The organism is Bacillus rugosus, from assembly GCF_023238245.1.
Lineage (GTDB): Bacteria > Bacillota > Bacilli > Bacillales > Bacillaceae > Bacillus > Bacillus rugosus.
In genome coordinates this window covers 1,110,466-1,122,575 of record NZ_CP096590.1, presented here as the reverse complement: position 1 = coordinate 1,122,575, position 12,110 = coordinate 1,110,466, and the positions used below count along the sequence as shown (strand labels likewise).

The 12,110-nt window shown below is 44.4% G+C and carries 16 protein-coding genes; 11 read left to right on the top strand and 5 right to left on the bottom strand.

What is annotated here, in order from left to right; translation table 11 throughout:
- The first annotated feature begins 90 nt into the window (after positions 1-90).
- The 4 genes from hmoB (at position 91) to sndC (ending at position 3,656) form a co-directional block, all read left to right on the top strand.
- The gene (gene hmoB / locus M0696_RS05680) at positions 91-591 is read left to right on the top strand and encodes a heme-degrading oxygenase HmoB (RefSeq protein ID WP_222142531.1); all 501 of its coding nucleotides are present in this window, start codon (positions 91-93) and stop codon (positions 589-591) included.
- Positions 592-741: 150 nt separating this feature from the next.
- On the top strand, positions 742-933 hold the full coding sequence (locus M0696_RS05675) for a hypothetical protein (RefSeq protein ID WP_248602586.1): 192 nt from the start codon (positions 742-744) through the stop codon (positions 931-933).
- 68 nt (positions 934-1,001) lie between these two features.
- The gene (locus M0696_RS05670; protein WP_248602585.1) at positions 1,002-2,393 is read left to right on the top strand and encodes a hypothetical protein; all 1,392 of its coding nucleotides are present in this window, start codon (positions 1,002-1,004) and stop codon (positions 2,391-2,393) included.
- Positions 2,394-2,465: 72 nt separating this feature from the next.
- Positions 2,466-3,656, top strand: coding sequence for an N-acetyl amino acid acetylase SndC (sndC, locus tag M0696_RS05665; protein WP_222142530.1), 1,191 nt, complete (start codon positions 2,466-2,468; stop codon positions 3,654-3,656).
- A 17-nt stretch (positions 3,657-3,673) separates the two neighbouring features.
- Here the strand turns inward: sndC and M0696_RS05660 are convergent, their stop codons facing one another.
- Genes M0696_RS05660 through ecsA form a run of 3 tightly spaced genes read right to left on the bottom strand, consistent with a single transcriptional unit; the run spans position 3,674 to position 6,367 of the window.
- A complete protein-coding gene (locus M0696_RS05660; protein WP_248602584.1) occupies positions 3,674-4,384 on the bottom strand; it encodes an EcsC family protein in 711 nt (236 codons plus the stop codon).
- A gap of 20 nt (positions 4,385-4,404) precedes the next feature.
- Positions 4,405-5,631, bottom strand: a complete 1,227-nt coding sequence (gene ecsB, locus M0696_RS05655; protein WP_222142528.1) for an ABC transporter permease EcsB — start codon at positions 5,629-5,631, stop codon at positions 4,405-4,407.
- Positions 5,624-6,367, bottom strand: coding sequence for an ABC transporter ATP-binding protein EcsA (ecsA, locus tag M0696_RS05650; protein WP_222142527.1), 744 nt, complete (start codon positions 6,365-6,367; stop codon positions 5,624-5,626). Before ecsA ends, ecsB begins: the two co-directional genes overlap by 8 nt.
- A gap of 486 nt (positions 6,368-6,853) precedes the next feature.
- Here ecsA and M0696_RS05645 point away from each other — a divergent pair, with 486 nt between their 5' ends.
- The 3 genes from M0696_RS05645 to trpP all read left to right on the top strand — a co-directional run bounded on the left by M0696_RS05645 (position 6,854) and on the right by trpP (position 9,158).
- Complete coding sequence (locus M0696_RS05645; RefSeq protein WP_166853739.1) at positions 6,854-7,291, top strand: HIT family protein; 438 nt, start codon at positions 6,854-6,856, stop codon at positions 7,289-7,291.
- A gap of 145 nt (positions 7,292-7,436) precedes the next feature.
- A complete protein-coding gene (serC, locus tag M0696_RS05640; protein ID WP_222142932.1) occupies positions 7,437-8,516 on the top strand; it encodes a 3-phosphoserine/phosphohydroxythreonine transaminase in 1,080 nt (359 codons plus the stop codon).
- 123 nt (positions 8,517-8,639) lie between these two features.
- Positions 8,640-9,158: a tryptophan transporter gene (gene trpP / locus M0696_RS05635; protein ID WP_222142526.1), complete on the top strand. Its 519-nt coding sequence runs from the start codon at positions 8,640-8,642 to the stop codon at positions 9,156-9,158.
- Between the two features lie 73 nt (positions 9,159-9,231).
- Here the strand turns inward: trpP and yhzF are convergent, their stop codons facing one another.
- Positions 9,232-9,423, bottom strand: coding sequence for a membrane protein YhzF (gene yhzF, locus M0696_RS05630; RefSeq protein ID WP_166853742.1), 192 nt, complete (start codon positions 9,421-9,423; stop codon positions 9,232-9,234).
- Positions 9,424-9,552: 129 nt separating this feature from the next.
- Here yhzF and M0696_RS05625 point away from each other — a divergent pair, with 129 nt between their 5' ends.
- Positions 9,553-9,909 carry a YtxH domain-containing protein gene (locus tag M0696_RS05625; RefSeq protein ID WP_003224279.1) on the top strand — a complete coding sequence of 119 codons (357 nt, stop codon included), beginning with the start codon at positions 9,553-9,555 and terminating at the stop codon, positions 9,907-9,909.
- Positions 9,910-10,093: 184 nt separating this feature from the next.
- Positions 10,094-10,705 (top strand): HTH-type transcriptional regulator Hpr, encoded by a 612-nt coding sequence (locus M0696_RS05620; protein ID WP_222142525.1) that lies wholly within the window; start codon positions 10,094-10,096, stop codon positions 10,703-10,705.
- Here the strand turns inward: M0696_RS05620 and M0696_RS05615 are convergent.
- Positions 10,702-11,043, bottom strand: a complete 342-nt coding sequence (locus M0696_RS05615) for a YhaI family protein (protein ID WP_166853744.1) — start codon at positions 11,041-11,043, stop codon at positions 10,702-10,704. The two genes, M0696_RS05620 and M0696_RS05615, sit on opposite strands and share 4 nt — an antisense overlap.
- A 209-nt stretch (positions 11,044-11,252) precedes the next feature.
- Between M0696_RS05615 and M0696_RS05610 the strand changes: the two genes are divergently transcribed.
- Together M0696_RS05610 and M0696_RS05605 are read left to right on the top strand one after the other, a co-directional pair.
- A complete protein-coding gene (locus M0696_RS05610) occupies positions 11,253-11,771 on the top strand; it encodes a DUF3267 domain-containing protein (protein WP_019713826.1) in 519 nt (172 codons plus the stop codon).
- Between the two features lie 107 nt (positions 11,772-11,878).
- Positions 11,879-12,061, top strand: a complete 183-nt coding sequence (locus M0696_RS05605; RefSeq protein WP_024571667.1) for a hypothetical protein — start codon at positions 11,879-11,881, stop codon at positions 12,059-12,061.
- Positions 12,062-12,110: the final 49 nt, after the last annotated feature.

The following is a 12,110-nucleotide window of genomic DNA, read 5'->3' as shown; positions in this document are numbered from 1 at the left end:
GGAAAAATTGTTTGGAATTATGTTCGAAGCACTCGCCAATAGAAACTTATACCATTGTTTTGATATACTAGCAAGCAGGAGGTGGCTGATATGAAGGTTTATATTACATATGGGACAGCCGATTTTTTAAAAACGATCGTAAAGAAGCATCCTTCGGAAAATATCCTTTTGATGCAGGGGCAGGAAAACGCGATTTTGATTCACGAAACAAGCGGAGATACGGTTTTCCATTCACCCCACGCTTATGAAGTGATTGACCAAGTCGGAGAGTTGAAGCATCCCGGTTTTGCAGTATTGAACAATATTGCCGTTACTCAAGAAGGACGTCCGCTGTTTGAAAACAGATTTAAAAACAGAGCGGGAAAGGTCGAAAACGAGCCCGGTTTTGAAGCGATTCGTGTGCTTCGTCCGCTTGACAGTGACACCTATGTCATTCTCACCTTGTGGGAAACGGAAAGAGCCTTTCAAGATTGGCAGCAGTCTGATTCATACAAAGAAGCCCACAAAAAACGCGGCACGTCTGCCGGAATTGACACAACGTCGATCTTCTCACGGCCTTCGTATGTCACCACATATTTCGCTGTTGAATAGCTGCCGGCATGTCCGGCAGCTTGTTTAATGGGAGGAAAGCAAAATGATGTATACCTGCCAAACCTGCGGGTTTAAGGGATTGACGGAGCCGGCATATGATAAGCTTGGTAATCGTATTGCGGTTTCCAGTTCGGATATGATGATTACGAGATGCAGCGCAAGGATGGTTCATATTTAGAACGATCGGAAAGCATCATCGCCTATAGAAAAAACTGGATTGCTGGTGGAGGCATCATTTTTTCTCCTGAATGCTTCCCAACACATCAGCAAAAATCAAAAAAAGTGCTAAAGCATGATTTAACTGAACAGCTGCAAAATATCAATGTCAATTTTCCATCATAACCCAGCCTTCCGTCCCGGCACCTTCCGCCCGCCTATGAATAATCTGTAGGAAGCGGAAGGAGTGATCAATGATGGAAGTCGGGATTTTGTCTGTCCATGTTCTGTATGTGTTTTTTATCGGTGCAATTATCCTATTTATGCTGCTGAGAAAAGACACGACATTTATTTCTCTATTCGGCATTTTTATTATATCGCTATGGGCCAGCCATTCACTTTCAGCTTCTGTCAGCAGTTTATTCCACAGCTTTATCTATGCGGCCGGCGAACTGCTGCCCACGATTTTCATCATTTGCTTTATCGTTTCGATGAGTGATTTGTTAACAAAAACAGGGATAAATGAAGCGATGATTTCTCCCTTTGCAAGCCTTGTGAAAGGTCCTGTGACTGCCTACTGGCTGATTGGCGGCCTGATGTTTGCCATTTCTCTCTTCTTCTGGCCTTCTCCGGGTGTCGCTTTGATCGGCGCCGTCCTGCTCCCGGCAGCCGCCCGCGTCGGTTTGCCGCCCATTGCCGCAGCCATGGCCATGAACTTATTCGGACACGGCTTTGCTCTGTCAGGAGACTTTGTCATTCAGGCAGCACCAAAGCTGACAGCGGATGCAGCGGGCATTCCAGTCGGTGCTGTCATCTCAGCGAGTATTCCCCTTGTGCTGATTATGGGCGTGACCACCACAACCGCAGCATTTATTATGATTCAGCGAGAACGCAAAAAACAGCTGGGTGCAGCTTCTTTTTCCCCCGTACATTCTGGCGAACAAGACACCTCGCTGTACTTGCCAAAACGCCTGCGGTCCATACTGGCTTTTTTGATTCCTTTTGTCTTTATTGTGGATATCGCCTGCATGCTCTTGTTTAACCTACAGGGAAATGATGCGACTGCGTTAATTGGCGGGTCTGCAATCTGCATCCTCCTGATCGTTCATTTTCTCGTGTATAAGCAAAAAGGGCTTGAAAAAATCACCGGTTATTTTATTGATGGATTCCAGTTCGGCTTTAAGGTTTTCGGTCCCGTCATCCCGATTGCCGCTTTCTTTTATCTTGGCGACTCAGGCTATGAAAACATACTAGGCACTTCACTCCCTAAAGGTTCCCACGGAATTGTCAATGATCTCGGCATTGCTTTATCCCACATGATGCCCATGTCAAAGGAGCTTGCCGCTGCTGCTTTAACTGCCGCCGGTGCCATAACCGGCCTGGATGGATCAGGGTTTTCAGGCATTTCTCTCGCCGGCTCTATCGCCAAGCTCTTTTCGTCCGCTCTTCATACTGATCCCGCCGTTCTGACCGCACTCGGCCAAATATCTGCCATCTGGGTGGGCGGCGGAACACTGGTCCCATGGGCGCTGATTCCCGCCGCTGCCATTTGTAAAGTTGATCCTTTTGAGCTTGCCAGAAAAAACTTCATTCCCGTCGCAATTGGCCTTATCGTGACAACCATCGCTGCCATGATTTTGCTTTAAAACGCGCTGAGTTGAAATATTCAGACTTTTTCTATACAATCATGGAAAAGCATAGAAAAGGGGGAAGCGGCCTTGTCCATATCCACATTGCAGAAAGAGATTAACAAACAGCTCGACAGCTGTTTTGAAGAAATGGTCGAGATCAGGCGCCACTTTCATATGTATCCCGAACTCTCCTTTCAAGAAGAAAAAACCGCCGCATTTATTGCTTCCTATTATGAATCGTTAGGAGTCCCGATCCGCACGAACGTCGGCGGCAGAGGGGTTTTAGCATATATAGAAGGAAGCGAACCAGGCCCTACTGTCGCGTTGCGGGCCGACTTTGACGCTCTCCCCATTCAAGATGAAAAAGATGTTCCTTACGCCTCCAAAGTGCCAGGTGTCATGCACGCATGCGGCCATGACGGCCATACGGCAGCTCTTCTCGCTGTGGCGAAGGTCCTTCACCAAAACAGACATGAGCTGAAGGGAACATTTGTGATGATCCACCAGCATGCGGAAGAATATTATCCGGGAGGCGCAAAGCCAATGATTGATGACGGCTGTCTCGAAAACGCGGATGTGATATTCGGCACACATCTTTGGGCGACTGAACCGCTCGGAACCATTCTCTGCCGCCCCGGCGCCGTGATGGCGGCGGCGGACCGATTCACGATAAAAATCCTCGGGAAGGGCGGCCACGGCGCTCACCCGCATGATACAAAAGACGCCGTCCTGATCGGCTCGCAAATCGTTTCCTCTTTGCAGCACATTGTCAGCCGCAAAGTCAACCCGATTCAATCCGCCGTCATTTCGACAGGCTCTTTCATCGCCAACAACCCGTTTAATGTCATTGCAGACCAAGCGGCACTCATCGGCACAGCACGTTCTTTTGACGAAAATGTCCGCAGCATGCTGGAGAAGGAAATTGAAGCAGTTGTAAAAGGCGTGTGCACCATGCACGGCGCGTCCTATGAGTATAACTATGAATGGGGCTATCCGGCGGTTGTGAATCATCCTGCAGAAACGAGCCACTTGGTCAGCGTCGCAAAGAACACTGAGGGCGTTCAGCAGGTCATTGACGGTGAACCGCAAATGGGCGGCGAGGATTTTGCTTACTACTTACAAAATGTCAAAGGCACCTTTTTCTTTACAGGTGCCGCTCCTGAACAGCCAGAGCGCGTCTACTCCCATCACCATCCGAAATTTGATATCAATGAAAAAGCGATGCTGACTGCAGCCAAGGTACTTGCGGGCGCGGCGATCACCTATCATCAGCTATAAAAAAACAGCCGGAGTGTTCATTCTCCGGCTGTTTCCTTTCCTATTCTCAGATGAAAAACGTGTCTTGCCGTCTCCCCAAGCTGAGCAAGCAGCTTATAATTGGCAATGCCGCCGACCGCCGCTCCTACTCCGGGCAAAAGCTGCAAAAGCTTCACGACGTCGATATAATCGCGATATTCCTGCTGGAACACTCTCCAGTCGATACTCTTTTTCTCCGTCTCCCAATTGTCGACGACGGAAAAAAGCGATTTTCGGCAGTCATCACTCGAAAACGCAAGCTGAAACACAAGCAGCAAAAACATTCTTTCTTGTGGATCCTTCACATCAAAGCCATAAATTGAGGATAAGGTAAATAAACACTTCATCTTAATCGAAAGCAGCAGCGGGAAATCGGCAATGCCTAAAAAAATGCCGCCCGCTCCGGTGCCCACTCCCTCAGCAGCTGCCACCTTCTGATAAGAAGCAATCGTTTTTTTCGCCAGTTCGTTTTTTTCACCGAGCGAAAGTGCACTTGTATCCTTCTTATAGGTTATGATATTAGAGCCGGCCATCGTCGCTTCCACCATTTTTTTCACGCTCTCAGTGACGACCGTATGGATTTTTTCGGGAATCCGCTCATTCACCTTCGTTTGCACACGCTTCGAAAAACGTTCAAACATGGAATCCTTCCGCAAAAAATGCATTTTCCATTGAAGGGCTTCCTGCATCAGCAGATGATTGTCTGTCATTTGACTACCCCTTTTTTAGCTCACAGCTTTCCATGTTTTTTCAGTCTTGTTGTCATATAAGACGGCAGAACAACAAAAATCAGAACGGCAGAACCGATCAGCGCATAAAGAAAACCTGTCAATCCCGCAGCATAGGCAGATGCAGCAGATATCAGCAGCGCTTGAACGGTAAGTGCAGTTTTTAATAGAGAGAAATAGCTTTTCAGCTTCGTTTCTTTTTTCACAGGATAAAGCTCTTGAAGCGCCAGATGATCAAAGTGGCCAAACAGCGGCAGAAGCTGAATGCCTGTTATGAAAATGGTAAACACAGTCAAAACCGCTGCAATCAGCGGGCTAGCTGAGACATACATAATGATCAGCGCGAAAATGACCGTTAATCTGACGAGAATCCCCAAATAATCACTTGAACGCAAAAAGGCGCGGGTGAACATGTAGGCAAACGTTTTCCGCTGTTCAAACGGCACGAGCCGCAGCAAAAAGTCGAGATACGCCCTGCGTTTCGCTTGCTTTCGCAAATGCGGCACATCAGTGAACAGGTTGGCAATCCGATAGAAACGCTGCTTGCGTCTCAATTCGGACTCAATATGGCTCTCCCATTTAAACGTTTTGCGTTTTGCTGAGGAAGACATATACAGATAAAGAGCAGCCATAATGACATAGACCACAACCGCATACATATAAACAGATTGGAAAACAAAATAAAGAACGAGCGTATTCGCCGCAAAGCGAATGATCACATCCATCCGTTTCATGCTTCGGTCGTTCTGGAAGGTCGTACGCCATTCCATCACCTGATTCCACGCTTTCAGCAGCAAAAGCTGGACGAAGACTGCCGCATACGATACAAGCGAAGCCCCCGGTGCGACAGCGAAATAGAGCGGCATTGCAACAATGCTCAATGCAATCAGCGGAAACAGCTGAGACACATAGCTGTAGACAAACGCCTGCTTCAAGTAAGGCTCCATTTTTGCTTCAAGCGGCAATAAGAAGACAAGGTCAGCCTCCTTCAAAAGCGTCCGCACATAAGAGCTTGTCAACACGAGTGAAAACAGCACGGCCATTACCCAGAAGGACGGAAAGTGAGCGGGAATGTCCCGTATCCATTTGCTGTACCAGCTTACAGCGCCCGCGAGAAAAAAGATCAAAACAATGACGAGGTGATCGTTGAGCATATATTTCATGTATGTTCTTGTTTCTTTGATATGCTCCTGCAGCCGCGACTGCCAAATATCAAGCATATTATTCATGGCCAGGGTCTTCCTTTGTGAGCTCAAGATACAAATCGTCCAGCGCCGCGTCCTTCATTCCAAACTGCTCTCTGAGCTCAGACAGCGTGCCTCGCGCCCGCACCTCGCCGTTATGTAAAATAATAAACGAATCACAATAGCGCTCTGCCGTTGCCAAAATGTGCGTTGACATCAGCACGCTCGCTCCGCCTTTTTTCGCTTCATTCATACGCTCAAGCAGCGCGTTAATCGCAAGCGGATCAAGCCCTAGAAAAGGCTCATCAATAATATATAGTGCGGGCTCTGCCAAAAATGCGCACATGATCATAACCTTCTGTTTCATTCCTTTAGAAAAATGAGCCGGAAACCACTTCAGCCTCTTTTCCATTCGGAATTCCTTTAAAAGCGCCGGCAGCCTTTTCTCCATCGTTTCTTTTGACAGGCCGTATGCCATGGCTGTTAGTTCAAGATGCTCCATCAGCGTCAGCTCTTCATATAAAACAGGTGTTTCAGGTATATAGGTGAATTGTGAACGGTAGCCTTCCGGGTCCTCAGCAAAGGTTTTTCCATTTAATTCGATTGAACCTTTATGCGGGTCCATCAGCCCGATGATATGTCTGATTGTTGTACTTTTACCAGCACCGTTCAGCCCGATTAAGCCGACAATTTGATTCGGTTCGAGGGTGAATGATACGTTTTTTAAAACCGGATTCCTTGTATATCCGCCGGTTAAGTCTTTTACCGATAGCAGAGACATAATTTCTCCCCTTATATTGTTTTTCTTCATAGTACCAAAAACAAGGCCTGAATTGAAACAATTCCCTTTTAACAAATGATGAATTTGCTGTTATAAGAAGACAGCTTCTGGACATCATAATGGTCGTAGAGGAAAAGCATATCAACTGAAAAATGAGGTGTTTGTCAAAGACGTCTTAGATACAGTTGGATAGAAAATAAACATGTCCAATGCTCAAACCTTTTCTCTTCACTGAATTGATGAATTCTTCATCTATGAAGCAAATTGTCAAATGAGGTGTTTATCGCAGGAATCGTTAGGCATTAAACAAGTCTTCATTTTATTGACAAATGAGGTGCTTACCAAAGGCATATCACATTTTCTTTATATAAGCTCTTCCTCTGCATTCAGGGTGAACGCTCGCCGTTCATCCTGTTTTCTATTTTCTGCATTTCTGTGGTACGATGAGTGTATACATACTAAACAATTTCATAAGGAGGAACCCTCATGCATTGTGCAGAAAATTGTATCTTTTGTAAAATCATCGCCGGCGACATCCCATCCGCAAAGGTGTATGAAGATGAGCATGTATTGGCCTTTCTTGATATCAGCCAAGTGACAAAGGGTCATACGCTTGTCATTCCGAAAACGCATATCGAAAATGTGTATGAATTTACGGATGAATTAGCAAAACAATATTTTCACGCCGTTCCGAAAATCGCCCGCGCTATTCGGGATGAATTTGAACCGATTGGCTTAAATACGCTGAACAATAACGGCGAAAAAGCAGGACAATCTGTTTTCCATTATCATATGCATATTATCCCGCGCTACGGAAAAGGAGATGGATTCGGAGCCGTTTGGAAAACACATGCTGATGATTACAAACCAGAGGATCTGCAGAACATCTCTTCCTCTATCGCAAAACGCCTAACCTCATCATAAGATGGGGTTATTTTATTTGTGAACATTTCGCAAACATCCGTCAATTTCTTTTGATTATTCTAATTTTTTATCAAAAAACTGAATTTTTATGATAGGATAATTGTATTATTTTATACATTAACGTGGAAAACAGGGAGAGATCATGATGGAACGTACAACGAATTTTAACGCAGGTCCTGCAGCACTGCCATTGGAAGTTCTGCAAAAAGCACAGAAAGAATTTATTGATTTTAACGAATCCGGCATGTCTGTTATGGAGCTTTCCCACCGCAGCAAAGAGTATGAAGCGGTGCACCAAAAAGCGAAAAACCTTTTAGTTGAACTGATGGGCATCCCGGAAGATTACGATATTTTGTTTCTTCAAGGCGGGGCAAGCCTTCAATTCTCAATGCTTCCAATGAACTTTTTAACACCTGAAAAAACCGCGCATTTTGTGATGACCGGCGCATGGTCTGAAAAAGCACTGGCAGAAACGAAACTGTTCGGAAATACGTCTGTCACTGCCACAAGTGAAGCAGACAATTATAGCTTTATTCCGGAGGTTGACCTTTCGAATGTAAAAGACGGTGCGTATTTACATATCACGTCCAATAATACGATTTTCGGCACACAGTGGCAGGAATTCCCGAATTCCCCAATTCCGCTCGTCGCTGACATGTCCAGCGATATTTTGAGCAGAAAAATCGATGTGTCCAAGTTTGACGTGATCTACGGAGGCGCCCAAAAGAACCTCGGCCCTTCCGGTGTGACAGTTGTCATCATGAAAAAAACTTGGCTGCAAAATGAAAATGCGAACGTTCCAAAAATCTTAAAATATTCAACGCATGTCAAAGCGGATTCACTCTACAACACTCCGCCGACATTTGCGATTTATATGCTGAGCCTTGTTCTGGAATGGCTGAAGGAGAACGGCGGTGTGGACGCTGCTGAACAGCGCAATGAACAAAAAGCTCAGGTTCTCTACAGCTGTATTGATGAAAGCAACGGATTCTATAAAGGGCATGCCAGAAAGGACAGCCGCTCACGCATGAATGTTACCTTCACGCTTCGTGATGACGAATTAACAAAAACATTCGTTCAGGAAGCAAAAGCAGCAAAAATGATCGGGCTTGGCGGACACCGTTCAGTAGGAGGCTGCCGCGCTTCTATTTATAACGCGGTGTCTCTCGAAGACTGTGAAAAATTAGCTGCGTTCATGAAGAAATTCCAGCAGAAAAATGAGTAAAAAGTCTGGCTATGCAAACCGTTCGTTTGGTATACTGTTTGCATATCACATTCTTTAAGCCTTCGCAATAAATGACGAGCATATTATTGGAGGGCAAAAAGCTTAGCAGAGGAGAGCATAGATATGAAAACGAAAGAGTTAGTCATTATGGCTCTGTTTGCCGCAATCGGCGCAGCGCTTCATTCCATTATTCCGCCTTTTTTAGGCGGCATGAAACCAGATATGATGCTGATCATGATGTTCATGGGCATCCTTCTGTTCCCGCGGGTGCAAAACGTACTCGTCATCGGGATTGTGACCGGAATCATTTCCGCGCTTACAACCGCATTTCCAGCCGGACAGATCCCTAACATCATTGATAAACCCGTGTCAGCGTTTCTGTTCTTCATCATATTCCTTTTATTCAGAAGGAGCCAGAAAACAGGTGCAGCCGCTGTGCTGACTGCGATCGGAACCATCTTATCGGGAATTGTATTTTTATCGTCAGCTTTATTGATTGTCGGTTTGCCTGGCGGTTTTGCCGCATTGTTCGCAGCAGTTGTTCTGCCGGCAACTGTGCTGAACACAATTGCAATGATTATTATATATCCAATTCTCCAAACCATTTTAAGACGTTCGAGCTTTATGGAAGCTGCTAAATAATTGTCACACAAAACCTCTTCCGCTTCCGGGAGAGGTTTTTTCGAACAGAGAGCCCGCAGCATGTCAGCATGTTTTAAGAGAAGAGTTTTGTGAAAAAGATAAGACATAGTGTAAAGGCGGTTCCGGTTGAACAAACAAGCGCTTTCTGCCGGATGACCTTTTTGGGCGGATAAGAAGCAGCCTGGCTGAGAAGTCTGATATAGTAAACAGCGCCTGAAGCGAAGGCAAGGGTGATGCAGGATAACACGATCATAAAGACAGACAACCTTCTCCCTCCTTTTCACTTAAAAAATATGCTAAAATAGAGCAAGCTATGTATAGAAGTTCAGGCTTTCAACAAAAATGAAAAATGCTGAATGAATCCTATTTTCAAGAAAAAGACGGGGTGATTGTAATGGCGGACGGACGTTCTCTATTAACAGGACTATTCGTAGGCGGCATCATCGGAGGAGCAGCAGTTCTTCTTTCTGCACCTTCCTCAGGAAAGCAGCTGCGTGAAAAAATGAAAACCAATTATGATTCTTTCGAGGAAACGATCAAACGCTTGAAATCAGACGGGCTTGCGTTAAAAGACCAGCTGATCAAAGCGGCAAAAGAAAGCACGGATGTCATTAAAGACGTGAGCGGAGAGCTCCAAACGTCAATTAAAAAATGGCAGGAAGAGATTAAGCCTCACCAGCAAGATCTGCAAAAAGAAATCGCTGATATTGAAGAAAAAATCAGACAGCTGGAGAAAACCTTACAAAACTAATATCCTATTCTAAAGAAAAAAATGCAGGCCAAAATTGGACCTGCATTTTTTTTTTGCCGAAAAAGCCTCTTACCGCAATGGATTGTGAATTTATTAAAAAATTCTTACATTTTCATCTTTATTAATCTTTATTTTATTGGCATAATAGAGAAAAAGAAAAAGAAAAAGAGAAGCAGGTGACGTAATGAATCGAGTGGAACCGCCCTATGATGTGAAAGAAGCTCTTGTCTTCACCCAGAAAATGGCTCAGCTTAGCAAGGCTCTTTGGAAATCGATCGAGAAGGATTGGCAGCAATGGCTCAAACCGTATGACCTGAATATTAATGAGCATCATATTTTATGGATTGCGTATCAATTGAATGGAGCTTCCATTTCTGAAATCGCGAAATTCGGGGTCATGCATGTATCGACCGCATTCAACTTTTCTAAAAAGCTGGAAGAACGAGGATATTTAAGGTTCTCCAAACGGCTGAATGATAAACGGAACACATACGTCCAATTGACTGAGGAAGGCACTGAGGTATTCTGGAGCTTGCTTGAGGAATTTGATCCGACTCGCAACGCGGTTTTTAAAGGGTCGCAGCCTCTGTATCATTTATTCGGAAAATTCCCTGAAGTGGCTGAATTGATGTGTATGATACGCCATATCTACGGCGATGATTTTATGGAAATTTTCGAAACGTCACTCACCAATATTGACAATGACTTTGAAAGCGTAAACGGAAAACTGAAGAAAAAAGCAAAGGACAGTGCGGCGGATGAACCGGCAGAAGAGCTCGAACCTGTAAACAGTTAATCAAAGTGCTTCATGATGTCAATAAAGACTTCCATCAGCTCTTGATAAAGCCCCTGCTCGTACAGGGCAAAAATCGTTTCATGAACATCTAATTTTTCATTCAGCTGTCCAGCAAAAAGCGCAAGGAGCTTATCGAAGGTTACAAATCCTTGCGCTTTTTGTGTTGCCAGCTCTTCTGACAATTCTTCGCATATCCTCATAACCTCTTCCCCTTCTTCCCTGCTCAGCCCTTTATCAATGAGAAGCGCATAGAAGGGGTACCTGTCCATATCTACTGTTTTCACCAATAATTGTATGTAATATTCTAATCGCTTAATGCGATGATCCATCGAATCCATCCACACCACTTCTTTCTATCTTTAATCTTATTTTAGCTGATTATTCACTGAGAAGAAAGTTCTAACCCCATATTTCGCGCTGTTTGTTTGCTTGTTTCAAAAAAATACCTGCCGGATGATATTTTTTCTTAAAAAAGCATTGATTTTTTCTCTTGGGAGGAGTAAATTATTTTGAGATTCTATTCAAGATGTATGGAAGGATGACTTTGATGAATTGCTGGAAGACCATAAATCTCATGAAGGATTATGGTGCCGTTCGCATAATATTAACTGCTGTATGTTTTATGATTTTGGTTTTTATATCTACCTTTTTAGCATTTGAGCTGCTGCGGCCTGGCACAAGCTTAAGCGATGAATATGTACCTTTATTCGGCGGTTTGCTCGTCGTTATTTTATTTGTACATAAAGTCATCCATGTCCTGCCAATCATCTGCAAAAAAAGAAAAATAGAAAAAAAGTTTTATATACTGCGCATGCGCACATGGAAACGAATACCAAAAACGACAATGTTGATTTCACTCGTAAGCCCGTTCTTGCTGATTACGCCTGTATTATTTTACGCCGCGCTGGCTTTTCCGAATCACGCCCATTATTTCTGCATGATTTCGGGCATTCATGCCGGCTACTGTCTGCCTGACTTCCTGCTGGCCCTCAAGCTGATAAAAGCGCCGAAAGCCGCTTTTATTGATCAGGAAGCAGACGGCTTGGATATTCTTGTTGAAAAGTAGCCAAACCTTGGCGCTAGCGGCGATTTTTCAATTTGCATTCTATCTTTTTTAATAAATATTTGGTAATGTAATATGGGACAGTTCAGAGAGAGGGGGAATCTCCCATCATTTTATTCTATTTTATCGTGGCTGCCGTGTTTATTTTATATTTCATAAACAGGCTCACCAATACATTATGCCTTGTCAGAGAGATTCCTGAAGAGCGGCAAGATAAGGTATTCCGATTTATTAATGTATCTATATTAATTTTACTGATCTCTTCGTTTGTGGAGATCTCCTTTACAGTGTAAATACGAAAAAAAGCATAGCTGAATCAGCAGCTATGCTTTTTTATTTTGA

Bases quoted from the DNA above. Each gene is read 5' to 3' on its own strand.
- hmoB (WP_222142531.1), top strand. From the start codon at position 91: ATGAAGGTTTATATTACATATGGGACAGCCGATTTTTTAAAAACGATC.
- M0696_RS05675 (WP_248602586.1), top strand. From the start codon at position 742: ATGCAGCGCAAGGATGGTTCATATTTAGAACGATCGGAAAGCATCATC.
- M0696_RS05615 (WP_166853744.1), bottom strand. From the start codon at position 11,043: ATGGATTCGATGGATCATCGCATTAAGCGATTAGAATATTACATACAA.
- trpP (WP_222142526.1), top strand. From the start codon at position 8,640: ATGAAAACGAAAGAGTTAGTCATTATGGCTCTGTTTGCCGCAATCGGC.
- ecsA (WP_222142527.1), bottom strand. From the start codon at position 6,367: ATGTCTCTGCTATCGGTAAAAGACTTAACCGGCGGATATACAAGGAAT.
- M0696_RS05660 (WP_248602584.1), bottom strand. From the start codon at position 4,384: ATGACAGACAATCATCTGCTGATGCAGGAAGCCCTTCAATGGAAAATG.
- M0696_RS05610 (WP_019713826.1), top strand. From the start codon at position 11,253: ATGAATTGCTGGAAGACCATAAATCTCATGAAGGATTATGGTGCCGTT.
- M0696_RS05625 (WP_003224279.1), top strand. From the start codon at position 9,553: ATGGCGGACGGACGTTCTCTATTAACAGGACTATTCGTAGGCGGCATC.
- M0696_RS05670 (WP_248602585.1), top strand. From the start codon at position 1,002: ATGATGGAAGTCGGGATTTTGTCTGTCCATGTTCTGTATGTGTTTTTT.
- M0696_RS05620 (WP_222142525.1), top strand. From the start codon at position 10,094: ATGAATCGAGTGGAACCGCCCTATGATGTGAAAGAAGCTCTTGTCTTC.
- ecsB (WP_222142528.1), bottom strand. From the start codon at position 5,631: ATGAATAATATGCTTGATATTTGGCAGTCGCGGCTGCAGGAGCATATC.
- M0696_RS05645 (WP_166853739.1), top strand. From the start codon at position 6,854: ATGCATTGTGCAGAAAATTGTATCTTTTGTAAAATCATCGCCGGCGAC.
- serC (WP_222142932.1), top strand. From the start codon at position 7,437: ATGGAACGTACAACGAATTTTAACGCAGGTCCTGCAGCACTGCCATTG.